Source organism: Sideroxydans sp. CL21 (genome assembly GCF_902459525.1).
Lineage (GTDB): Bacteria > Pseudomonadota > Gammaproteobacteria > Burkholderiales > Gallionellaceae > Sideroxyarcus.
This window is the reverse complement of sequence record NZ_LR699166.1, coordinates 287,501-308,517: the sequence shown is the minus strand read 5'-3', so window position 1 is coordinate 308,517 and position 21,017 is coordinate 287,501. Positions and strand designations below refer to the sequence as shown.

19 protein-coding genes, 2 rRNA genes and 1 riboswitch (1 of these 22 cut by a window edge) are annotated in these 21,017 nt (G+C 56.7%); of the genes, 1 reads left to right on the top strand and 20 read right to left on the bottom strand.

Translation table 11 applies throughout. The features are described from left to right. Window positions 1-4: 4 nt before the first annotated feature. From QOY30_RS01505 to QOY30_RS01445, 13 genes are all read right to left on the bottom strand, one after another. On the bottom strand, window positions 5-1,333 hold the full coding sequence (locus tag QOY30_RS01505) for an adenylate/guanylate cyclase domain-containing protein (protein WP_283742873.1): 1,329 nt from the start codon (window positions 1,331-1,333) through the stop codon (window positions 5-7). Between the two features lie 101 nt (window positions 1,334-1,434). Beyond that, window positions 1,435-1,524: riboswitch (cyclic di-GMP riboswitch) on the bottom strand. Window positions 1,525-1,717: 193 nt separating this feature from the next. Beyond that, window positions 1,718-2,473, bottom strand: a complete 756-nt coding sequence (locus QOY30_RS01500) for a glycosyltransferase family 2 protein (protein WP_283742872.1) — start codon at window positions 2,471-2,473, stop codon at window positions 1,718-1,720. After that, window positions 2,470-3,228, bottom strand: a complete 759-nt coding sequence (locus QOY30_RS01495) for a lysophospholipid acyltransferase family protein (RefSeq protein ID WP_283746003.1) — start codon at window positions 3,226-3,228, stop codon at window positions 2,470-2,472. The genes QOY30_RS01500 and QOY30_RS01495 overlap by 4 nt, the downstream gene beginning before the upstream one ends. 82 nt (window positions 3,229-3,310) lie before the next feature. Beyond that, the gene (locus tag QOY30_RS01490) at window positions 3,311-4,150 is read right to left on the bottom strand and encodes a MipA/OmpV family protein (RefSeq protein WP_283742871.1); all 840 of its coding nucleotides are present in this window, start codon (window positions 4,148-4,150) and stop codon (window positions 3,311-3,313) included. A gap of 18 nt (window positions 4,151-4,168) precedes the next feature. Further along, on the bottom strand, window positions 4,169-5,170 hold the full coding sequence (locus QOY30_RS01485) for a chorismate transformation FkbO/Hyg5 family protein (protein ID WP_283742870.1): 1,002 nt from the start codon (window positions 5,168-5,170) through the stop codon (window positions 4,169-4,171). Further along, entirely contained in the window at window positions 5,170-6,480 is a 1,311-nt protein-coding gene (locus QOY30_RS01480; RefSeq protein WP_283742869.1) for an NAD(P)/FAD-dependent oxidoreductase, read from the bottom strand. Before QOY30_RS01480 ends, QOY30_RS01485 begins: the two co-directional genes overlap by 1 nt. 32 nt (window positions 6,481-6,512) lie before the next feature. Beyond that, on the bottom strand, window positions 6,513-6,956 hold the full coding sequence (locus tag QOY30_RS01475; RefSeq protein WP_283742868.1) for a hypothetical protein: 444 nt from the start codon (window positions 6,954-6,956) through the stop codon (window positions 6,513-6,515). Window positions 6,957-7,059: 103 nt separating this feature from the next. Next, window positions 7,060-9,384 carry an MMPL family transporter gene (locus QOY30_RS01470; RefSeq protein WP_283742867.1) on the bottom strand — a complete coding sequence of 775 codons (2,325 nt, stop codon included), beginning with the start codon at window positions 9,382-9,384 and terminating at the stop codon, window positions 7,060-7,062. Next, window positions 9,381-9,974: a LolA-related protein gene (locus QOY30_RS01465; RefSeq protein ID WP_283742866.1), complete on the bottom strand. Its 594-nt coding sequence runs from the start codon at window positions 9,972-9,974 to the stop codon at window positions 9,381-9,383. Before QOY30_RS01465 ends, QOY30_RS01470 begins: the two co-directional genes overlap by 4 nt. Further along, window positions 9,971-10,894 (bottom strand): lysophospholipid acyltransferase family protein, encoded by a 924-nt coding sequence (locus QOY30_RS01460; protein WP_283742865.1) that lies wholly within the window; start codon window positions 10,892-10,894, stop codon window positions 9,971-9,973. The genes QOY30_RS01465 and QOY30_RS01460 overlap by 4 nt, the downstream gene beginning before the upstream one ends. After that, entirely contained in the window at window positions 10,881-11,177 is a 297-nt protein-coding gene (locus tag QOY30_RS01455) for an ApeI family dehydratase (RefSeq protein WP_283742864.1), read from the bottom strand. The genes QOY30_RS01460 and QOY30_RS01455 overlap by 14 nt, the downstream gene beginning before the upstream one ends. Next, window positions 11,174-12,505 carry an AMP-binding protein gene (locus QOY30_RS01450; protein ID WP_283742863.1) on the bottom strand — a complete coding sequence of 444 codons (1,332 nt, stop codon included), beginning with the start codon at window positions 12,503-12,505 and terminating at the stop codon, window positions 11,174-11,176. Before QOY30_RS01450 ends, QOY30_RS01455 begins: the two co-directional genes overlap by 4 nt. Window positions 12,506-12,519: 14 nt before the next feature. Next, complete coding sequence (locus QOY30_RS01445) at window positions 12,520-13,176, bottom strand: COG4648 family protein (RefSeq protein ID WP_283742862.1); 657 nt, start codon at window positions 13,174-13,176, stop codon at window positions 12,520-12,522. 274 nt (window positions 13,177-13,450) lie between these two features. Between QOY30_RS01445 and QOY30_RS01440 the strand changes: the two genes are divergently transcribed. After that, a complete protein-coding gene (locus tag QOY30_RS01440) occupies window positions 13,451-14,218 on the top strand; it encodes a class I SAM-dependent methyltransferase (protein ID WP_283742861.1) in 768 nt (255 codons plus the stop codon). Window positions 14,219-14,220: 2 nt separating this feature from the next. Here QOY30_RS01440 and QOY30_RS01435 read toward each other — a convergent pair whose 3' ends face one another. The 7 genes from QOY30_RS01435 to QOY30_RS01405 all read right to left on the bottom strand — a co-directional run. Continuing rightward, window positions 14,221-14,481 (bottom strand): phosphopantetheine-binding protein, encoded by a 261-nt coding sequence (locus QOY30_RS01435; protein ID WP_283742860.1) that lies wholly within the window; start codon window positions 14,479-14,481, stop codon window positions 14,221-14,223. 57 nt (window positions 14,482-14,538) lie between these two features. Beyond that, window positions 14,539-15,258, bottom strand: a complete 720-nt coding sequence (gene fabG, locus QOY30_RS01430; protein ID WP_283742859.1) for a 3-oxoacyl-ACP reductase FabG — start codon at window positions 15,256-15,258, stop codon at window positions 14,539-14,541. Then, a complete protein-coding gene (locus QOY30_RS01425; protein WP_283742858.1) occupies window positions 15,255-15,698 on the bottom strand; it encodes a hotdog family protein in 444 nt (147 codons plus the stop codon). The genes fabG and QOY30_RS01425 overlap by 4 nt, the downstream gene beginning before the upstream one ends. Beyond that, window positions 15,692-16,489 (bottom strand): beta-ketoacyl synthase chain length factor, encoded by a 798-nt coding sequence (locus tag QOY30_RS01420; protein ID WP_283742857.1) that lies wholly within the window; start codon window positions 16,487-16,489, stop codon window positions 15,692-15,694. Before QOY30_RS01420 ends, QOY30_RS01425 begins: the two co-directional genes overlap by 7 nt. Continuing rightward, on the bottom strand, window positions 16,486-17,673 hold the full coding sequence (locus QOY30_RS01415) for a beta-ketoacyl-[acyl-carrier-protein] synthase family protein (protein WP_283742856.1): 1,188 nt from the start codon (window positions 17,671-17,673) through the stop codon (window positions 16,486-16,488). The genes QOY30_RS01420 and QOY30_RS01415 overlap by 4 nt, the downstream gene beginning before the upstream one ends. A gap of 191 nt (window positions 17,674-17,864) precedes the next feature. Next, window positions 17,865-17,977, bottom strand: a 5S ribosomal RNA gene (gene rrf, locus QOY30_RS01410). 124 nt (window positions 17,978-18,101) lie between these two features. Further along, a 23S ribosomal RNA gene (locus QOY30_RS01405) occupies window positions 18,102-21,017 on the bottom strand; it runs 138 nt beyond the window's last position.

Genomic DNA, 21,017 nt, shown 5'->3' with positions numbered 1-21,017 from the left:
CCTGTCATTGCGCTTGACGGTCGGCCTGTAGTGACTGGTGGTCTAGCGCCTGGATATTGACGAACGAGTCGTTGTCGGCCACATATTGCTTGCGGAATATCGAGTCGCCGATCCTGCCCATTAGTGTATTGTCCGGCTCCCAAAGAACCTGAAACACGGCCAGGGAATCCTGCACGCCGTGAAATGCGGCGCGGGTTACGGGGCGTACCTTGTCCGCAAACCCGGAGGGCAAGGCATCGACGACTGTCTGAGTCGTCAGGATCTGGCGCGCCCTCGTGATCGCCGCCACACGGGCGGCAACGTTCACGGTATCCCCGAACACATCGTTTGCCTTGTGGATGACTTCCCCGTAATGGAAGCCGATACGTACATGAATCGGTTGTTCGCCGCCCGGGCGCCTCGCATCGATCGCAAAATGCATGGCACAGGCGGCCTGGGTCGCAACGGCAACACTGGGAAATGTGCACATGATTTCGTCGCCAATGGTCTTGATCAGAGTGCCTTTATGGGTGGCGACTTCCTGTATCAGGATGTTCAGTGTGCGCGTGATCACATTCAGGGCCGTTTCATTTCCCAGCTTGTCGTACAGGGCGGTGCTTCCGCAAATGTCGGCAAACAGGACGACAGTCTTCTTCTGTTTATTCGGGAACGCAGCCTGATTCTGCACGGCAAGATTTTGCCTGGATGCGTAATGAATGATCTTCGCAATACGCGGTTTATTGTGCAGTAAAGCAAACTCGATAGGCGTTTGTCCGGCTTTGTTCCTTACCCGAGGTTTGGCGCCATAAAAGAGCAGCAAAAGCACGATATCGGCATAGCCCTTTTCTATCGCAAGATAGATCGGAACGCGGCCATCCTGACTGAAATTTATTTCAACATCGGCAAGCAGCAGTTGGTGCAGCGCAGCTACATCTCCCTTGAGAATGGCCGTGATGACATCATTTCTGGAATCAATGGTGTCATGCCGGTAGCAGACCACATCTTCCCGATAATCCGCATTGCGGTTGAGCGCACGCGCATGGTACGACTTGTAAAGCAGGGCGATGACGACGAGTACGCCCGATGCCACGATCATCGCGAGCCGGCTGATGCCCAGTTGCGCGGCAAGCTGGTCCGGCAGGTTGGCGCCGATGGCCAATACCGATACCGTGATGAACAGCATCAACTTCAGATAACGGAACAGTGCGATAAAGACTGTCACCGCCAATGTGGCCAGCAACAGGTTCCGGTCAACCAGATGCCCGATCGCGCTCTCTGGCAGATTGGCCGTGAATGCCATCAAGGACACGACCAGGAGTATCACGACTTCCCTGTTTTTTATATGAATTTGCATTCTTCCCTCCCGTTAACGGATTCGTTATCGGCTTGCGGGGACGGCAAATATATCGGTGTTCACGAGGAAGTAACGGATGCCACTGAAGACCTGTCGTGGCAACCGGCAATCCCGCTGTCGTAGAACCATGACGGTTCCTTAGACCGGTAACTTTGCGTCCCTATCTTTCAATAGGTTTGCTTTTGCTTGATTCAGGCTGCTTTATATCAAACTTTTAAGAAAAATTCCCCTGCATCCTTATGCTTATCGACAATTTGGCAACCGACTTTAACGATTTACCGGTTCGGCAATCGATCCGGAAGCCCCGAAAGGGCTCCTGCCCGCACCGTCGTCCGGCCAAGCCCAAGCGGCATCCGGGTTTGACGCAAGTGTGAGCTTGATACCTCAAGACCACTTGCGCCAGATCAACAGGGGCAAGCGGATAATGAATCCCACAAATAGCCTTATATGCATTCCGGTCAGTAGCACATTGTCGCGCAGGTAATTGAAGTGCGACACTCCGCCTTCGTCCGCCCGCAGGTATTTGACGGGCGCCGGAATATTGACCGGTCGCGCACCGCACCAGCACAGCCGCACCGCGGCCTCGGGATCGAAATCGAAGTGGCGCATCCAGTAACTCTCTTCCATCACGCCCATCAGCAAATGGGCCGGGTAGACGCGAAACCCGTACAACGAATCGCCTATGCCCTGCCACAGCGTTTCCAGGTTCGCCCACCAGTTGGATATCTTGCGCCCCCCCACGCGCAATGCGGGAGCGCTGGCATCGAAAACCGGCACGCCCAGCACCAGCGCATTGGCATCCGCCATGGATGCGGCCATGAATTCCGGTATCTTCTCCGCAGGATGCTGCCCGTCAGAATCCATGGTCAGCACATGCGTGTATCCCATGCGCGTCGCCTCGCGCAAGCCTTGCAGCACCGCCGCGCCTTTGCCGTGATTCTCTTTCATCACCAGCACACGCAAACCGGGATCGCTCCCGGCCATGCGAAGCAACTCGACTTCGCTGCCGTCCGTGCTGCCGTCGACCACCACCCAGACCGGCGACCATTGTTCCCGCGCCGAACGTACCGTGGGATACAACGCAGGCCCGGTGTTGTAGCTGGGGATAAGGACAAGATGCGAGGTTGAGGTGATGCTCATGCGTGCTTTCCGAGTTTTTGTTCCCGCATTTCGCGGCGGTAATAATCTTCCAGATCGTTAACGAATTTCTTTACATCCCCCGTCGCCTCGAAGCGTTCGCCTAGACGCACACGATACACCAGCGGGAAATCCGGCTTCTTCCATAACGGCCAGTGCTTTCCCAAAAAAGGGCTGCTGGCTTCGATGAACGCGGTCTGGATCGGCACACCTGCTTTTTTCGCGACCAGACCAAACCCGCCCTTGAACGGGTTGACCGGATCCGTCACGGTGCGCGTTCCTTCCGGAAAGATCAGCAGCTGGCTGCCTTCGCGCGTGGCAATCGCCGCACGGCGTATCAGGTTGCCGGTGGAATCGTTGCGAATATAGCCTGCCATGCGGGCGCCGCCCCCGAGCATCGGATTATCCAGCAGGTTCGCCTTCAACACGCACACCATGCGCGGCAGGCGGGAACCGATGAGCACGACGTCGATCAGTGCCGGATGATTGGTGGTGATGATGAGCGGCTCGCCGCGCAAGCTATCCAGCGCCGTCAGGTCGCACTTCACCAGACCGCTGGTACGCACCACAGACAAGTAGATACGGAACGCGACCATGATGGCGTATTGCCCGACACGTTCCCCCGTGCGCCGCGGCATCAGATGGCGCAGTATGCCGGCGGGCAGACTCCACGCCAGGCAGAGCAGCGCAAAGAACAGCAGCCCCCCGTACAGCACGAAGTATTCGTACAGGGATTTCAATTGTTGCCGGACCCACATCACCTTGTCGCTTCCCTGAATCTTTTTTTGTTCTGCCCCAAGCGTAGCACAGGGTCATGTTGTTTTCATGACTGGCGTCGTATCAGTCGTTATGCACTTCGACCATCTTGTCCGATTTGTCGAGCGTCCATGTGACCGCGAAACCGACAGTGAAATACTGCCTGGTCTTGACCAGCGGGCTTTCTGCAAAGACCGCGCCGTTCAGGTTGTCCCATTTCATGAAGCCGCCCATCCAGCGCCCGTCCTGCCGGCGCTTGTTAAAGGCGAAGATGCATTGCGTGCCGGCATACCCGCCGCCGACCGCGTAAGCCGGACGCGCCGCAGTCGCGTACTGCGGGGCGACGTTGTAAAAATACTGGTTGTAGCGCTGATCGGAAAAAACCAGGCCGCCCACCAGACCGATGTTCCAGCCGCTGTGGTCGACATCGAGAAAGTCAGCATCCAGTTGCGGCTGGAACAGCCAGCCCACAGGCTGGACATGTTTGAAATCGGAAGCGACAGCCCCGCGCACAGGCATGCGCATATCGAAGTTGCTCTTTCTGTCTTCGGAATAATAAAGGTGGACATTGAGCGAGGGGCCAACCTCCAGCGTCGGGTCCAGATCGGGCATTCCTTGTCGCGCGATGGCGCCCTTGGCAGGTACGGAACCGTTCACGCTGATATCCATCTCCACCCTGTCGCGCTTGAAAATCAGCCCCCGCACCCGTTCGCGGTTGATTTGGACGGTATCGCCGCGATAGACGAAATACGGAATGGGAAGCAGGTAGGAACGGCGTTCGTTCGATCCCCGATACATCGGGAAATCGATCGCGGCAAAACCCGCGCCCGCTTCCCACTGGGGTTTGAGTTCGGTCTGCGCACTGGCAACGGAAAGGCAAAGCAGGGACGACACAACGGATGTGGACAGAGCCAGTTTCTTCATGTGCTCAAAACCCGTGCGCTACGACGCATCGTTGAAGTAGGCTCCCTCAATCTCCACCAGCAGATCGGATCGGCAGATGTTGGAATGAAGATAGACGGCCCTGCATGCCGTGCCGAACTCGGCCTGCACTTTCTCTCGCACCATGGGCAAGTCTTCGATATGGCGCAGGTAGACCTTGAGCAGCATGCGGCCCTGCGCGGGGTCGTAGTGCGGTGCCTGCTGCAACAGGGTGCGGATATTCAGCAGCGTTTCGGCAACCTGTTTTTCCGTATCGCCCTGGTGCAAGGTCTCATAGCCGACGATGCTGGCGGTGCCGGAGATGAAGAAGCAGTACTGCCCGCCCAGCGACGCCGACATGGCGCGCACGAAGATCGGGCTGCTCGGGCCGAACGTCTGCGGATAGTGATAGGCGCTGACCTGGCGCGGATTCTCCACCGCCTTGCCGGGCAACCTGGATGCCATGAAATAGATCACCAGCGAACCGCTGTTGCTGCCCAGCGCGCTGGCCGCGGGGACATCCTCTTCGCCTATGCTGCGCCCGTTGGCGACGAATGAAGCATGCCTGCCGACATTGAAACCGCGATAGCGCTCCAGGCCGTTCTCGTCATCGTTAATATGCGGGAAGTAATGCCAGACGCGCAACAGATTGCGATAGCCGAAATGATCGATGAATCCGAAGATCTGCATGTACGCCTGCGCGGCCAGCTTTTCCAGTGTATCCCCGGCATGCTGTTCCAGCGACACACTGCCGAACAGCACTTTGTCGTCGCTGCTGCCGCGCATGCCCTGATACTCGCATGCCGCCACCGGCGCATCGCTGGACCAGACTTCGAAGCTGCTGTCCTTTCCGCCCAGCACCGGGATGTCGATCCACAGCGGCGCACTTGCCGTCTCCGGCAGGGCGATCGCGCGGCCGAAGCTGATCACGCTCAATACATGGCCGCTGTGATTGTCCAGATAGATGCCAACCTCGCTGGCATCGAGATAGGCCAGTCCGAATTGATTGCCAGTACTTTGCATTAGCCTGTCACACCCATCTCGACGACACGAATGGAGCGCTTGCGCTTGCGCCAGGCAGCGATGCTGGCCTTCAGGTTGGACAGGGTCAGTCCGTAATACATCACCTTGAACATGAACAACCAGAATCCGTAGCGTTTCGTGCCATAAATATCTCCGATCAATACCGAAATCAGCGCCTTTTTGATCCTGCTCTCGGCCCCCTGATACATGAGCAGATCGCGCATCGCCGGCGTGGTGATGCGATAGATGAACCATGAAAACACTTTCGGCCCGTGCATCATCGCCTTGTCGAACTCCTTCAATGCATGTGCAGCTTCCCGTGGCTTGTCAAGACAGGTCTCCACCGCATCGGCACCGACGAAAGAACTGTTCATCGCCAGAAACACACCGGAAGAAAACACGGGATCGATAAAGGCAAAAGCATCGCCCAACAGAATGTAGTTCTCACCCGAAGAACGCTCCGACAAATAGGAAAAATTGCCCGTCGCCGTGACCGGCGAGACCAGTTTGGCATCCTTCAGGCGCTCGGCCAATGCCGGGCATAAAGCGATGGTATCCAGCAGGAACTGGGAGGTATCGGTCTTGCGCGTCTTCATATAGTAAGGCCAGCAAGTCGCGCCAATACTGGTATTGCCGTCGGCCAGGGGAATGAACCAGAACCAGCCGTGATCGAACCAGAACAGGCTGATGTTGCCCTCCACTTCGCCCTCCAGACGCTTCGTCCCTGAGAAGTGGCCGAAGATCGCCGCGCTGTTGTGTTTTTTGTTGCGGTGTTTCATGCCGAAATGATTGGCTAGGAAGGTCTCGCGTCCGGAGGCATCCACCACAAATCTGGCACGAATTCGTTGCGCCTGCCCGTCTTTGTTCACGGCGTTCACCAGTGTTTCTTCACCCGGACGAAACTTGATGTCCGTCACCTTGCATTCTTGGATAACTCGCGCGCCCTTGTCTGCCGCATTCATGAACAGGATCTCGTCGAATTCGTCGCGGCGCACTTGGTAAGCGCTGGGCCAGGTGTTGTCCCAGGCATCGTTGAAGTCGATCATCACCGGCGCACCATGCCATGGGGAGACGAACTCTGCCCCAAGCTTCACCATGCCGATGCGTTTGATTTTCTCGGTCACGCCGAGTTGGTCGAACATCGGCATACTCATTGGCAACAGCGATTCGCCAATATGGAAGCGCGGATGTTTGGATTTTTCCAGCATCAGCACGTCACGCCCGCGCTGCGCCAATAACGTTGCGATAGTAGAGCCGGCCGGACCGCCTCCAATCACCAGCACTTCACACGAATTCTCTTGCTCAACCATGAACGATTCCTTGTCTTGCCCTGCGTGCAGGCCTATTCGGCCTTGTTGACCTCGATGCGGGTCAGCACCTGATCTCCGCCGGAATTGAACGTCAACACACCCTCGTGCTTGTACGAGTACTGGATGATCCAGCGGTCCGGGCCGAAATAAAACGGGATGGACGCTTTGCCGGTCGGGTGCGTCGATTGTTTGGTCGACGGGCCGATCAATTTCTCGACCTGGTTCAGGGTCATGCCAATCTTCAGTTTGGCGAACTTGCTGTCGGTAGCGGGCTTGCCTACGATCTCGCCTTCTACGGGCGCCTCTTTCTTGACGACCTCTTTCTTCGCCGCCTCTTTCCTGGTGCTTTCCTTCGCGGGAGCAGGTTTGCTGACCGGTGGAATCTTTTCAGGCGTTTCCGTTTTCGCCGGCTGGCTTGCGCATCCGCCCGCCAGCGCAACGGTAAATAAGGCGAGAATCAGATATGCATGTTTCATGTCATTCTCCCTGTTTAACCGCGCTGGTCGGCGTTACCAAGCTGCAAAAATCAATTTGCATCTTAACCGACCCCCATGCACCGGGCAACCGGCGATGGTGCAGTCATGCATCGCGTCCGACAATCAGGATGGCAGAAAAGATCAGGCTCAGCACCGCACCGGCTGCCACCGTGGAACCAATGGCATTCAGCACCGGCGATTGCGAAAACGACAGCAGGCCGAAGCCGAGCACGGTCGACGCATTGGCGAACAGCAGTGAGGTGACAGTGCGTTCGCGATCCTGTGCGGAAGTGCAGCGCTGATCAAAGAACAACGCATAATTGGAACCGACCGCCACCGCCAGCAGCAATCCGATCAGATGGAATATGGAGAGCGTGTGCCCGCTGAGTATCAGCCCGGCAGTCACCAGGACGACCGCAGCCACCAGCGGCAGCGATACTTCCACTACCCGGCGCACCGAACGCAGACTGACTATCAGCAGGACAACGATGGCCAGCGCACCCAGCATGGCGTTCTTTGCAGCCTCATGCCGGTAGTCGCGGAACATCTGTTCAGATTCCGTTTTCATGTCGAGCAACACAAAAGAAATATCAGACATGCGACGAATGCCTTGCTCTATCCCTTGCACATCCTTCACGCCGCGCAAGGGCAACATCAGCGACCATTTCCCGTCGCGCTGTGCCAGGAAGGTGTCGAGTTGCAAGCCGAGATTGCTGCCTTGAAAGGCAGCACGATCAAGCAAGGGTTGTTGCTTTGCGGCTTCAATCTCCCGCGCGAACGGCACAAAGGTCGAGCTGCGGAACGGCAGATCGTGCAACGCCTTGTCCAGATTGGATTGAGCCGTGGCTGCATCGGGCAAGGCTGCCTGGCGTGCCAGTTGCAGTGCATGGCTGGGAAGCAAAGGCGCATCAAACCCATCCAGCAGGCCCTGCGCCACCAGCTTGTGCATTGCGCCCGCGACCGTTTCACCCTGCCGCAATACGCTTTCCTGATCGCTGCCGTTCAGTACCAGCATGTAGCGTACATCCGGCGCGCCCATGTCATGGCGCAGTTGCTCGTCCAGTGCCAGCGATTCTTTCTTCACCGGGCTCATGCTGGCCAGGCTGTCATTCCACAATTCATCGCGTTTGGCCGCAAGAAATACCACCGCAATCGCAATAACGGCAAACAACATGATGCGCGCACGCGGTGCCTGCCGCACTACTGACATCAAAGCGTTGCTGAAGCCTGTGGATGCGCGCACGGAAAAACCCTGCGGCAGCAGATGCGGCAGTACCCAGCGCGTGGTACTCACCGCCACGACCAGCCCGGCGATGGAGAACAGTCCGAGTTGTGCCAACCCGGTAAAACCGGAGAACAACATGGCGCTGAAACCGCAAATGGAAGTCAGTACGCCCAGCCGCAATGTGGGCCAGATCCGGCGCAAGGTGCTTTCCGGCGCTTCGTTATGCTCAATCTGGGTAAACAGGTAGATGCCGTAATCCACTCCCTCGCCGATGAGCGTGACGCCGAAACCCAGCGTGATACCGTGCACGCTGCCGAAGCCCAGGCTTACCGCCGCCACCCCCGCCAGCGCGCCGCTCGCTACCGGGAGCAGCCCGAGTACCAGCACGCGCGGAGAACGGTAGAGCAACAGCAGCATGCTCGCAACCAGCACCGTCGCGATCAGCGAAAGCCTCCAGGCATCGTCGCGGATGGAAGCGCGCGACTGCACCGAAAACACGCCCGGGCCGGTCATGCGCACCTGCGCCGATGCGGCCGCCGGCAGCGCCTTGCGCGCGTCCTCGAACGCGCCCCGGATCGCCAGCACGGCACGCTCCTGCGCATCGATGTCGTTGCCCGCTCCTTTGGTATTCGCCAGCAGCATGGCGCGCGCGCCGTCGCGCGAGAACCAGACACCATCCTGCATGGCCGGATGCGTTTCACCCTGCAGTTGCTCCAGAAGGTGGATCATCTCGCCGCTGGGGTCCTTCGCCAGCGCACGCTGCGCCATACCGCTCATCGGTGTGCCCAACAGATCCAGGTAACCTGAAAGGCTCTCTTTCAATCCGGCGGCCGCAAAACGTTGTGGAGTGACTGCGTCGCTAAGTAGGTAACGGTTGCGCCACAGCAGGTCGAAGTCCTTTTCCATACCGGTTTGTTCGCCATTGTTCACGGCGACCAGTGTCGGCGAGGTACGCAAAATTGCCGCCATGCTTTTGCTGATCTGCGCCAGCACCGGCGCCGGCGCACCCTCCACGCCGACCAGGATCAGGCGCGACACCACTCCGTCGCGCAGCTGATCGACCATGATCTTTTGCGTGGGCGTCGGATTGCGCGGCATAAAAGCCGACATGTCGGCAGTAAATTGGGAGCGACTGATGACGAGCACGCAGGCAGCAATGAACAGCGACCAGACTATTACCGCGAGATGGCTGCGCAATTTCATTGCGCTTCGTCGACAACTGTCATGCTGGAATAATCGCCGTTGGACTCACGCATCTCGATGCCGGCGACACGGTTGCCGTGACCCGTGATAACGATCTCGCGCACCATTTCACGCGTTTTTTGCTCTATGGGCAGCAACCGCATGCGCCATTTCGTTTCATCGCCATCCAGCGCGATGGTGTAAAAGCGTTCCAGTGTGGCCTGATCCCCCGCCAGTGTGGAACGGATGCTTTCGACGAACGCCCATACCGCCGGATACTCCTGCAATACCAGTGTGCGCTTGATGTTATGCGCCTTGCTGTCGATCGTAAGCACGCCCTGGTCGAGCACGAGATCTTCTGCTTTGGGAACAAGCGTGTGCTTTTCCAGATGACCCGGAGCCTGGAACTTCAGGGTGCCGGATGATTCCAGTGGCCGGTTCAATACGCTGAGGTATTTACGCTCGGTGAATTTCCCTTGCGAGGTCGGTCTTTGCGCAAGACCTTGCATCAGTTGCGGCAAATCCCACCCGACCACCGGCGGAGCCTGACGATTTTCCGCATGCACCGGGACAGATGCAAGACAAAGCAGCAAAATCAGAAAGCGCATCATGATTTCCAGAAGTCGTAGAAATTGAACCAATTGTAGGGTGCGTTGCGGCAATAGTGCTCGATGCGCTCGACATATCGATGCTGCGCCCGGCGGATCAGCTCACTGCGCGGTGCCCCCTGAGCGTTGCTCATATCCACCAGACCCTCGAAGTACAGATCATAACGGTTCCCCCCGCGATACACGCCGACCATGAGCAACACCGGGCTCTTCAGCATATACGCCATGCGCAGGGGTCCGCCGGGAAACTTGGCAGGGGTACCCAGAAAATCACAGGTCACGCTGGCTTCATCATGCTCCAACCCCCTGTCGGCGAGGATTCCGATGAATTCACCGTGCTGTAGTGCCTGTTGCACCTTGAGCATGGAATCCACTTTGCCCAGTCCGATTATCTTTTGGTCCTGGTCGGGATTGATCGCTTTCAGTACCGAGTTCAGTTTGCGCGCGTTCTCTTCATACATTACGACATTGACTGGGGGCCCCTTGATTTCGTCGGCAAAGGCGCGCGTGATCTCGAAACTGCCCAGATGCGCACCCAGCAGGATGCAGCCCTGCTTACCGGCTATCATTGCCTGTGCCGCTGCGTCCAAATGCGCGTGCACGTCGAACTTGTCGTAACGGTCGTTGAGCAGAAACACCCGATCCAGTACGGTTGAAGCAAAAGTGTGGATATGCCTGAAACCATCGCCCGCATGGGGTTCGCGTCCCAGGACTTTGCGCAGATATTTCTTCGATGCCTCTCGCGCTTCACCCGCGAACAGGAAGAAGTAGAGGCAGATCGGGTACAGGAACAAGCGCGCGACGCGGCGCCCCAGCGTGAGCGCAATCCACACGATGAAGCGTATGGCCAGCGTATTGCTGCGTTCCGGCTTCTCCATCCATCCGGATGGGGGCTTGCCTTCGATTTTATCAGGCGTTTGCAACGACGCCTCCCGTCAAGACCCTGATTCCGGCGACGTCGCATTGAAACTCTATCGCTCCCCGCGCCGAAACGTCATACTCGATTGCGACAGTATCGCCCGGTCGCACCGGATGCAGGAACTTCGCTGCATTGATGTTGCATGAAACGAATCGCGCCCCCTCCGCCTGCTCGATGCAGCGCAGTACTTCCGCCAGCAGCAGCGCACCGGGTATGATCGGATTGCCGGGGAAATGTCCGGCTGCGGTCGGATGGACTGCGGCAAAATGCAGGGACAGCTTGTTCATCTCTTCGCGCTGGCTTCGATCAATTGCATGAGGGCTTCGCGAGTTATTTTTCCGGTTGAATTTCGCGGCAGCGCATCGACGAAATACAGGGGGCGCGGCAGGAAGACCGCATCCACGCTCTTGCGCAAAGCGTTGAGAATGTCTTCAGTGCGCATCCCGGGTGCGACCACCAGAGCCAGCGGGCGTTTGACCGCCCCGTCACTGTCGTCCGGCATGAAGAATACGCCGTCCTGCACTCCCGGTATCGCGTTCAGATGGTGATTGAGGCTGGCCAGCGACGTGCGCTTGCCCGCGATGTTCACCATATCTGCCGTGCGCCCGTGCAGTGTGAACGTGCCGTCGGCGTTGCGGTCAATCACATCGCTCAATGTCGCTTCGATCTCTACATGCCCGCCGTACACATGGCTTCCCTGCTCATCCTGCCTCAGCTCGACGCCTGCCAGCAAATGCCAGGCCATGCCCTGCGTCGTGCGGCGGCTGGCAATCTGGCCCGCCTCGGTGCAGCCGTAGATCTCGTATAGCGGCGCGGCAAAACGCGCTTCGGTCTCGTTCGCCAGCTGCAGTGCAAGAGGCGCGGTGGCGCACAGCACGAACTCGACTGCAGGAAGCTTCACCGCGTCGGACAGCAAGCTGCGCAGATGGACGGGCGTGGTGATCAGGCAGCGCGGTCGCGGCAGCGCGGCCAGTTGCTCGCGTATGTCTGCCGGATAGAACGGCCTTTCGGCGACCAGCGCCAGGCCGTTTTGCACAGCCAACAGCATGGACGATTCCAGGCCGTACATGTGCTGGGCGGGAACAGTACCCAATACCGCCATGCCCGAGTTCGGCGTGATGCCGAGACTCGCCGCTTCCGCGACGGCACTTTTGCACAGGCTGCCCCACGATTTGGGGTGTGCGACCGGCTGCCCAGTGGTACCCGAGGTGAACACCAATGCCGCGCACTGTTCTTCCGGAATGACCGGGATGGTTCGCTCCGCAACATACTGATCCGGCAAGTCCGGATAGCGCATGGTCTCGACGCCATTGAAGTCGGCTTCGCCGTCGGCCAGGCAATACATGTCGGGATAACGCTGGCTCAGTCGCTCGACGAAACTGGAGGTGTAGTTCGGCGGTAACAGGCTGGTCTGCCCGCGCAGCAATGCTGCCGAAAAGCCGACCATGAAGCGATAGCGGTCGCTACACAGATTCAGTATATGACTTCTGTCCGGAAGTTCTTCCACCAGTCTCGCTACATCTTGGAGGAATCGCGGAACACCGACAGGTTGCCCCGCACAGTAGGCGAACACGCTGTTGGCGTCGTTGCAACGGATAAGCGGGATTGCTGCCATGAGTGATTGAAACCTCAGCGTCCGCTATCCGCTTTTCCGGGTGCCGCAAAATTCTTGGTGTACACCTCGATCACCTTCAGGATGGAAGTTTTGGGGTGATCGGGGAAGCGCAGCGTCCGATAGGCTTTTTCTCCGACGAACATCGCGATCAGCAGCGGCAGATTCAATACATTGATGAAGAACGACCACGCGGCAATCGGTGCGTAGATATACAGCAGCAGCGAAATGATCACTTGAAGGGCGAAGAAAATGCACCAGGCGATGGTGACATTGCGCGTGTAATCGGCGACTCCGGGATCCAGTTTCCCGTTGATATGACGCGATATCTGCGAGATCAGCGGCTCGCTTCCACGCAGCAGGGTGCGGCCGAACAACCAGAGCAGAAACAGATTGAGGCTGGCGCTCGACAATCCGTTCACCGCCAGCAGTCCGATACGTCCGTAATTTCCGGTCGCGATGAAATAAATCCCCGCGGCGAATACCGCCACCACCAGTGGCCACCATATTTTCCCGACCATGCGTAATGCCACCCATGCCGCTCCTGCCAGCATAGGTGCGAAAACGCACATCAGCTGCCACATTCCAACTTCTTCCTTAAGGATGAAAGTGTGCAGCAATATGGGGTAACCGATAAACACCAGCACGAGAAAAAACTTGCCAAAACGTGCCATGTCACTTCACCTGAAGATGCACAACCGTCATGGATGCGCGAATTTCGAATTGTCGGTTTGAGGAATACACAATGATGTTAAGAGTTCACATTCTTGCACTGATTATTCATTTTTGCGCCGCACGAGACAACTTTTGCTTTCGGCACCGCCATTCTACCCCGAAACAGGTCCCTTTGCCCTGAACGCTGGGCGCCATGCCCGTGCTATTCACGCGCAACATGGTGAAAATTCGGTTAGCATTCACCCATAATCATCCTGCGTGCAAGCCCTGAATATGACCAGAGTCAACGAGCCGCCCGGCTCCATCGTCCACGCGCCGCACCCCCCGCTTGCCGAATACTACGACTGCGAAGCAGACCGCCGTAACTGGGTCGGCGAACAGTTCGACAAAACGGCTTCCGATTACGACCGCATCGAAAACATCCTGGGGCTCGGTACCGGCTCATCCTACCGCCGCAAGATGCTGGCTTTCGCCGGATTGCAGCCCGGCATGCGCGTACTGGATGTCGGCATGGGCACCGGCCTGGTGGCGAAACAGGCAGCGCAACTTGTCGGCGACCCGACCATGATCACCGGCGTCGATCCCAGTCCCGGCATGATCCGCAGCGCCAGATTGCCGAACGGCGTCACGGTGGTCGAAGGCCGAGCGGAGCAAATTCCGTTGGCCAATGCGACTTACGATTTTCTCAGCATGGGTTATGCGCTTCGCCATGTGTCGGACATGTCCGTCGCATTCTCGGAGTTCCACCGGGTACTGAAGCCGGGCGGCAAGGTTTGCATCCTCGAGATTACTCCGCCAAAAGGGAAAGTGAGTACTGCATTGCTCAGGGTTTATTGCAGATACATCGTTCCTGCACTGGCCAAACTTGTCGCCAAGGACAAGGGCACTTCGCAATTATGGCGCTATTACTGGGATACCATCGAAGCCTGCGCTGTACCGGAAAAGGTCTTGAACACCCTGGCGAACGCGGGGTTCGTGAATGTGCGACGCAATATCGATATCGGGATATTCTCGACCTATCTGGCGGACAAACCTCTGTAAATCTATGCGCGGCGCTGCTGAATGTGCCGGTTCAGGCTGCGCAGCGAACTGAATATCCTGTTGTTGTCGGCATCGTCCGATTTGAGCTGCACGCCGTACGTTTTGGAGATCGCCAGCGACAGTTCAAGTATATCGATGGAGTCCAGCCCCAGGCCGTCGCCATACAGCGGCGCCTCCGGTTCGATTTCGTCTGCCGTGATTTCCAGATTCAACGAAGTCACGATGAGTTGTGCCAACTCTTTTTCCTGCGCACTTGCTGCCATGATGTTCCCTGTCGTTTATCCAAGCGCGCGCATTTTACCCCATTCACCACACGGGCTCTAAGTCATTGCGCCGTTGATGGAGATGATCTGACCCGAGATGTAAGCTGCCTTGTCGGACGCGATGAACGCCACCAGATCGGCCACTTCCTCCGGCTTGCCTGCGCGCCCGACTGGGACCAGACGTTTGATGGCATCCTTGTCGAACACATGCTTGGTCATCGCGGATTCGATGATGCCCGGTGCAATGGCATTCACGGTGATTCCGCGGCTGGCGACTTCAAGCGCCAGCGATTTTGTCGCACCGTGCAATCCGGCCTTGGCGGCGGCGTAGTTGGTCTGCCCGCGATTGCCAACAATAGCGGCAACGGACGAGATGTTGATGATGCGCCCCCAGCGTTTCCCTATCATCGGCAGCAGCAAGGGTTGCGTCACGTTGAAAAAGCCGTTCAGCGAAACATCGATCACCCGCCCCCATTGTTGCGCATTCATGCCCGGCATCACCGCATCGTCATGGATGCCGGCGTTGTTCACCAGGATCTGGATCGCGCCTTCCGCCAGTACCGTTTGCAGAGCGTTCTGGGTCTGTTCGGCATTTGCCACATCGAAGGCGATCGCCTGGGCGCTACCCCCTGTATCCTTGATCTCGGCGACAATTTCTTCCGCCTTCTGCAGTGAATTGTTGGCGTGCACATAGACGTGGTACCCAAGCGATGCCAGCTTGCGGCATATCTCGGTGCCGATGTTGCCGCTGCCGCCGGTCACCAGTGCGCGCTTCATTCCGCCACCTTGTCTGCGTTCAGCACCACCGTTGCGCGTCCGCTCATGATCTTTTCCTTTCCTGCCTGAATGTCGAACCGGTAGATGACACGCGTTTCGTCTCCCATCATTTTTTCCGCTTCGATGATGAGGTCGTCGCCCAGGTTATCCAGACGCATCGTGTGACAAGCGACATCGCGCAGTGCCACCAGATAGCCCGTCCGCGGTTTCCGGTCGAACCCCGCATCCCATGCCCCATGCACTGCCATTGCCTGCGCCGCGTATTCGATGCCGCACAACGCAGGCAGCATGTCGCCGGAACGCATCGGGTTGGCTGCATCGCGGTGCGTGCCACTGATGCAGCGGATGAGTTGTGCGTCGCATTCCAGCACACCGTCGAGCAGGCACATGTTGCCGGCATGTGGAATGACGCCGACAATCGCGGCTTTGTCCGCTAGCATGGCGTCACGCGAAGGCTGAGGTGGTTGTCGTCGAAGTAAGCGATGTCGATTCGCGCGGCGTTGTTGCAGGCCATGGCAGCCAGCAGCGGCAGTCCGCGTGCGGCAGGAACACCGCTACGCAGCGCTTCCAACCCTGCGTCTTGCATCGTGGTTTCTTCGACTTTGCCTGACGCAAAATCCAACTCGATTGCGGCGATAGATTTTTCGGTTTGTCGGGGCGACAATATCAATGCCATCCCGAATGCCGCAGTGATGGGCCGCACGGCATGCAGCGGCTCGGGGAAAGGATGGTCGTACGCGATCAACACCACGACCGCATCATCCACCGTCACTTGTGCGGCCGATTCCAGCAAACCCGCCGCAAAACTCGCATCGTGTGCGCACAGACTGGTGGATGGCTCATGTGTGTCTGCCGCGACACACCAGTACCCTGCCGCTGCGTTGTGCACGGAATTATGGAACCGTGTCGGCGACACTTCGCGCGGTGCAGTCGCGAGAATGGCGTTGATGGCATGCGCGTTGTCGTTATCGCCTCCTGACGAAGTGAATACCGTAGCCGCCATCCTCGGATCCCTTCCGGAATGCAGGAACGCCTCTTGTCCAACGGCCAGTGCCAGTTTGATGGGAACGCCCGCGCGACGGCGTTCCGCGGCAGGCAGCATATCGCTTGTGCGCAGGTTCGTCGGTGCGGCAACATAGGTCGCGTTGCCTGCCAACACAGTGCGGCCGACTGACCAGCCATCCAGGCCCGGGCCGAGCAAGCCGACCCCTTCAATGAATATCCGCATCATGGCTGTTTTCCCAGCACCAGACTGCAATTGCTACCGCCGAATCCGAAGGAATTGCTCAGCACCCGCTGGATTTTCTGTTCGCGGTTCTCGATCTGATAATTGATCGTGATGGCGGGATCGAGTTGCTGCGTGTTCACGCTTCCCGGCAAAAAATCGTGCTCGATCGCCAGCATGCCAATGATCGCTTCAGTGACCCCGGCAGCGCCCAACTGATGACCTGTCCATCCCTTGGTGGAACTGCATGGCACGCCAGTGCCGAACACATCGGCGACTGCCTTGCCTTCACTGGCGTCGTTGGATTTGGTCGCAGTGCCGTGCAGATTGATATAGTCGATGTCGCTGACTTGCAATCCCGCGGATGCGAGCGCCCTCTGCATCGCCAGCTTCGCCCCCAACCCCTCCGGATGCGGTGTGGACATGTGGTATGCGTCGGAACTTTCACCTACGCCCAACAGCCGCATCGCGTTCGACGAGTTATCGACCGTTGCGCGCTCAAGCAGGACGAAGCCCGCGCCTTCTCCGACCGAAATGCCGTCACGCTCCGCATCGTAAGGCCGGCATGGAAAACGCGAGACCAGTCCCAATGAATTGAAACCGTAAAGCGTGCTCAGGCACAAACTGTCGACTCCTCCTACTACGGCTGCATCGCATACACCCGCCGTCATCATGCGTGCCGCGTTGGCGAACACCTTGGCGCTCGAAGAACACGCCGAAGACACCACGAAGGAAGGCCCGCTCAAGCCCAGATAGCGTGAAACGAAGCGCGCCAGTGAGTAGGTGTTCTGCGTTTCTGCATAATGAAAATCAGCAGGCAGTGCACCGTTATCCAGGCGACGGTAGGCCAATTCGGTGTGCAGAATTCCGGAAGTGCTGGTGCCTAGAAACACGCCGATACGGCCTGCAGTGTATTTGTTCTTGGCCATTTCGATCATGTCGGCGAATCCGTCCTGCTCCAGACACAATTGGGCAAGACGATTGTTGCGGCAATCATAGGCCGTCAGATCGCTGCGCATGTGGCAAGCATCCAATTCTGTAACCTTGGCGATATAAGTCTCCAGATCGACGTCCTCGAACGCACATGGAATCAATCCGGAACGGCGCAGGCGCAAAGCATCCAGGGTTGCCGACAGCCCAAGCCCCAGGCTATTCGCAAGTGTGAAATGACTGATGACTAAGGGTTGCAAATTGGAAAACCACTAATTTATTTTTAGAATGCACGAACTATGCTGCAACAATTTTAGCACATGCCAATGGCGCAGCCCGCTCGTGAGCGGGCGTATTACGCATTTATACGAGACAACTTGTCACTGCGATCGTTATCCGTCCCACAAAGCAAAAAGCCCAACACAAGGTTGGGCTTTTTACTTTGTAAGGAGTCTGACGATGACCTACTTTCACATGCGGACGCACACTATCATTGGCGCGAAGTCGTTTCACTGTCCTGTTCGAGATGGGAAGGAGTGGGGCCAACTTGCTATGGTCGTCAGACATAACTGTTATCAATCGCTGAAACGGGTTTAGCGTTCCAGCGCCTGATGTAATTTTGGAAGAAGTAAAGATGTGTTCTGATTGTTGCGAAACTCACACTACTTGCAACTGAACCTAATGTTATAGGATCAAGCCGCACGGGCAATTAGTATCGGTTAGCTTAACGCATTACTGCGCTTCCACACCCGACCTATCAACGTGGTAGTCTTCCACGACCCTTCAGGGAGATCGAATCTCCAGGGAAGTCTCATCTTGAGGCGAGTTTCCCGCTTAGATGCTTTCAGCGGTTATCTCTTCCGTATATAGCTACCCGGCTATGCCACTGGCGTGACAACCGGTACACCAGAGATACGTCCACTCCGGTCCTCTCGTACTAGGAGCAGGTCCCCTCAAACTTCCAGCGCCCAAGGCAGATAGGGACCAAACTGTCTCACGACGTTTTAAACCCAGCTCACGTACCACTTTAAATGGCGAACAGCCATACCCTTGGGACCGGCTACAGCCCCAGGATGTGATGAGCCGACATCGAGGTGCCAAACTCCCCCGTCGATATGAACTCTTGGGAGGAATCAGCCTGTTATCCCCAGAGTACCTTTTATCCGTTGAGCGATGGCCCTTCCATACAGAACCACCGGATCACTATGACCTGCTTTCGCACCTGCTCGACTTGTCAGTCTCGCAGTTAAGCATCCTTTTGCCATTGCACTATCAGTACGATGTCCGACCGTACCTAGGATACCTTCGTACTCCTCCGTTACACTTTGGGAGGAGACCGCCCCAGTCAAACTGCCTACCATGCAATGTCCCCAATCCGGATTACGGATCTAGGTTAGAACCTCGAACACACCAGGCTGGTATTTCAACGTCGGCTCCACGATGTCTGGCGACACCGCTTCAAAGCCTCCCAGCTATCCTACACAGGTCTATTCAAAATCCAATGCAAAGCTACAGTAAAGGTTCATGGGGTCTTTCCGTCTAGCCTCGGGTAGATTGCATCTTCACAAACATTTCAACTTCGCTGAGTCCCGGGTGGAGACAGTGTGGCCATCGTTACGCCATTCGTGCAGGTCGGAACTTACCCGACAAGGAATTTCGCTACCTTAGGACCGTTATAGTTACGGCCGCCGTTTACTGGGACTTCAATCAAGAGCTTGCACCCCATCATTTAATCTTCCAGCACCGGGCAGGCGTCACACTCTATACGTCCACTTTCGTGTTTGCAGAGTGCTGTGTTTTTATTAAACAGTCGCAGCCACCATTTCACTGCAACCCCATCGAGCTTCGAGAGCAAGTCTCTACACTCTATCGGGGCGCACCTTTTCCCGAAGTTACGGTGCTAATTTGCCGAGTTCCTTCACCCGAGTTCTCTCAAGCGCCTTAGAATTCTCATCCTGCCCACCTGTGTCGGTTTGCGGTACGGTCTCAATACAACTGAAGCTTAGTGGCTTTTCTTGGAAGCTTGGTATCAGCAACTTCGCGCCCGAAGGCACTCGTCATCACGCCTCAGAATTGACCTCCCGGATTTGCCTAAGAGATCTCCCTACACGCTTAAACCAGGACATCCAACACCTGGCTTGCTTAACCTTCTCCGTCCCCACATCGCATTGCATTGAGGTACAGGAATATTAACCTGTTTCCCATCGACTACGCATTTCTGCCTCGCCTTAGGGGCCGACTCACCCTGCGCCGATGAACGTTGCGCAGGAAACCTTGGGCTTTCGGCGAGGGAGCCTTTCACTCCCTTTATCGCTACTCATGTCAGCATTCGCACTTCTGATACCTCCAGCATCCGTTACCAGACACCTTCGCAGGCCTACAGAACGCTCTCCTACCATATCAGTACTCCTTTTAGAACACGCTCAATGTTGTCGCTCGAACCACGCATGTGGTGAGTGCGACAAACCTTCAATTGAGGTGAGGGATGCCTGCTCCCTGTTTTATCAGAGAGCGTTTTGCAACGCGCCACACTGCGTGTGGCGCATTGCGAAACTTCGCATGTCCTAAAAGGAGTACTGATATCCGCGATTTCGGTGCATAGTTTGAGCCCCGTTACATCTTCCGCGCAGGACGACTCGATCAGTGAGCTATTACGCTTTCTTTAAATGATGGCTGCTTCTAAGCCAACATCCTGACTGTTTTAGCCTTCCCACTTCGTTTTCCACTTAACTATGTCTTGGGGACCTTAATCGGCGGTCTGGGTTGTTTCCCTTTCGACACCGGACGTTAGCACCCGGTGTCTGTCTCCCACGCTCGCACTTCTCGGTATTCGGAGTTTGCAATGGTTTGGTAATCAGCAATAGACCCCTAGCCATGACAGTGCTCTACCCCCGAGAGTGATACGTGAGGCACTACCTAAATAGTTTTCGGAGAGAACCAGCTATTTCCAAGTTTGTTTAGCCTTTCACCCCTATCCACAGCTCATCCCCTAGTTTTTCAACACTAGTGGGTTCGGACCTCCAGTGAGTGTTACCCCACCTTCATCCTGGCCATGGATAGATCACTTGGTTTCGGGTCTACGCCCAGCAACTATCGCCCTTATCAGACTCGGTTTCCCTACGCCTCCCCTATTCGGTTAAGCTCGCTACTGAACGTAAGTCGCTGACCCATTATACAAAAGGTACGCAGTCACGGAACAAGTCCGCTCCCACTGTTTGTATGCATACGATTTCAGGATCTATTTCACTCCCCTTCCGGGGTTCTTTTCGCCTTTCCCTCACGGTACTGGTTCACTATCGGTCGATTACGAGTATTTAGCCTTGGAGGATGGTCCCCCCATGTTCAGACAGAGTTTCTCGTGCTCCGCCCTACTTGTTCCAAACCTAGTTCCACTCCTGAATTTTCGCGTACGGGACTATCACCCACTATGGCCAGACTTTCCAGACTGTTCCACTAATTCAGAAGCTAAAGTTTGCAGGCTGCTCCGCGTTCGCTCGCCACTACTAGCGGAATCTCGGTTGATTTATTTTCCTCCGGGTACTTAGATGTTTCAGTTCTCCGGGTTCGCTCTACCTGACCTATGTATTCAGTCAGGAGTGACCCT

Excerpts from the sequence above, each read along its gene's own strand:
- QOY30_RS01505 (WP_283742873.1), bottom strand. The coding sequence starts at position 1,333 with ATGCAAATTCATATAAAAAACAGGGAAGTCGTGATACTCCTGGTCGTG.
- QOY30_RS01500 (WP_283742872.1), bottom strand. The coding sequence starts at position 2,473 with ATGAGCATCACCTCAACCTCGCATCTTGTCCTTATCCCCAGCTACAAC.
- QOY30_RS01495 (WP_283746003.1), bottom strand. The coding sequence starts at position 3,228 with ATGTGGGTCCGGCAACAATTGAAATCCCTGTACGAATACTTCGTGCTG.
- QOY30_RS01490 (WP_283742871.1), bottom strand. The coding sequence starts at position 4,150 with ATGAAGAAACTGGCTCTGTCCACATCCGTTGTGTCGTCCCTGCTTTGC.
- QOY30_RS01485 (WP_283742870.1), bottom strand. The coding sequence starts at position 5,170 with ATGCAAAGTACTGGCAATCAATTCGGACTGGCCTATCTCGATGCCAGC.
- QOY30_RS01480 (WP_283742869.1), bottom strand. The coding sequence starts at position 6,480 with ATGGTTGAGCAAGAGAATTCGTGTGAAGTGCTGGTGATTGGAGGCGGT.
- QOY30_RS01475 (WP_283742868.1), bottom strand. The coding sequence starts at position 6,956 with ATGAAACATGCATATCTGATTCTCGCCTTATTTACCGTTGCGCTGGCG.
- QOY30_RS01470 (WP_283742867.1), bottom strand. The coding sequence starts at position 9,384 with ATGAAATTGCGCAGCCATCTCGCGGTAATAGTCTGGTCGCTGTTCATT.
- QOY30_RS01465 (WP_283742866.1), bottom strand. The coding sequence starts at position 9,974 with ATGATGCGCTTTCTGATTTTGCTGCTTTGTCTTGCATCTGTCCCGGTG.
- QOY30_RS01455 (WP_283742864.1), bottom strand. The coding sequence starts at position 11,177 with ATGAACAAGCTGTCCCTGCATTTTGCCGCAGTCCATCCGACCGCAGCC.
- QOY30_RS01450 (WP_283742863.1), bottom strand. The coding sequence starts at position 12,505 with ATGGCAGCAATCCCGCTTATCCGTTGCAACGACGCCAACAGCGTGTTC.
- QOY30_RS01445 (WP_283742862.1), bottom strand. The coding sequence starts at position 13,176 with ATGGCACGTTTTGGCAAGTTTTTTCTCGTGCTGGTGTTTATCGGTTAC.
- QOY30_RS01440 (WP_283742861.1), top strand. The coding sequence starts at position 13,451 with ATGACCAGAGTCAACGAGCCGCCCGGCTCCATCGTCCACGCGCCGCAC.
- QOY30_RS01435 (WP_283742860.1), bottom strand. The coding sequence starts at position 14,481 with ATGGCAGCAAGTGCGCAGGAAAAAGAGTTGGCACAACTCATCGTGACT.
- fabG (WP_283742859.1), bottom strand. The coding sequence starts at position 15,258 with ATGAAGCGCGCACTGGTGACCGGCGGCAGCGGCAACATCGGCACCGAG.
- QOY30_RS01425 (WP_283742858.1), bottom strand. The coding sequence starts at position 15,698 with ATGCTAGCGGACAAAGCCGCGATTGTCGGCGTCATTCCACATGCCGGC.
- QOY30_RS01420 (WP_283742857.1), bottom strand. The coding sequence starts at position 16,489 with ATGATGCGGATATTCATTGAAGGGGTCGGCTTGCTCGGCCCGGGCCTG.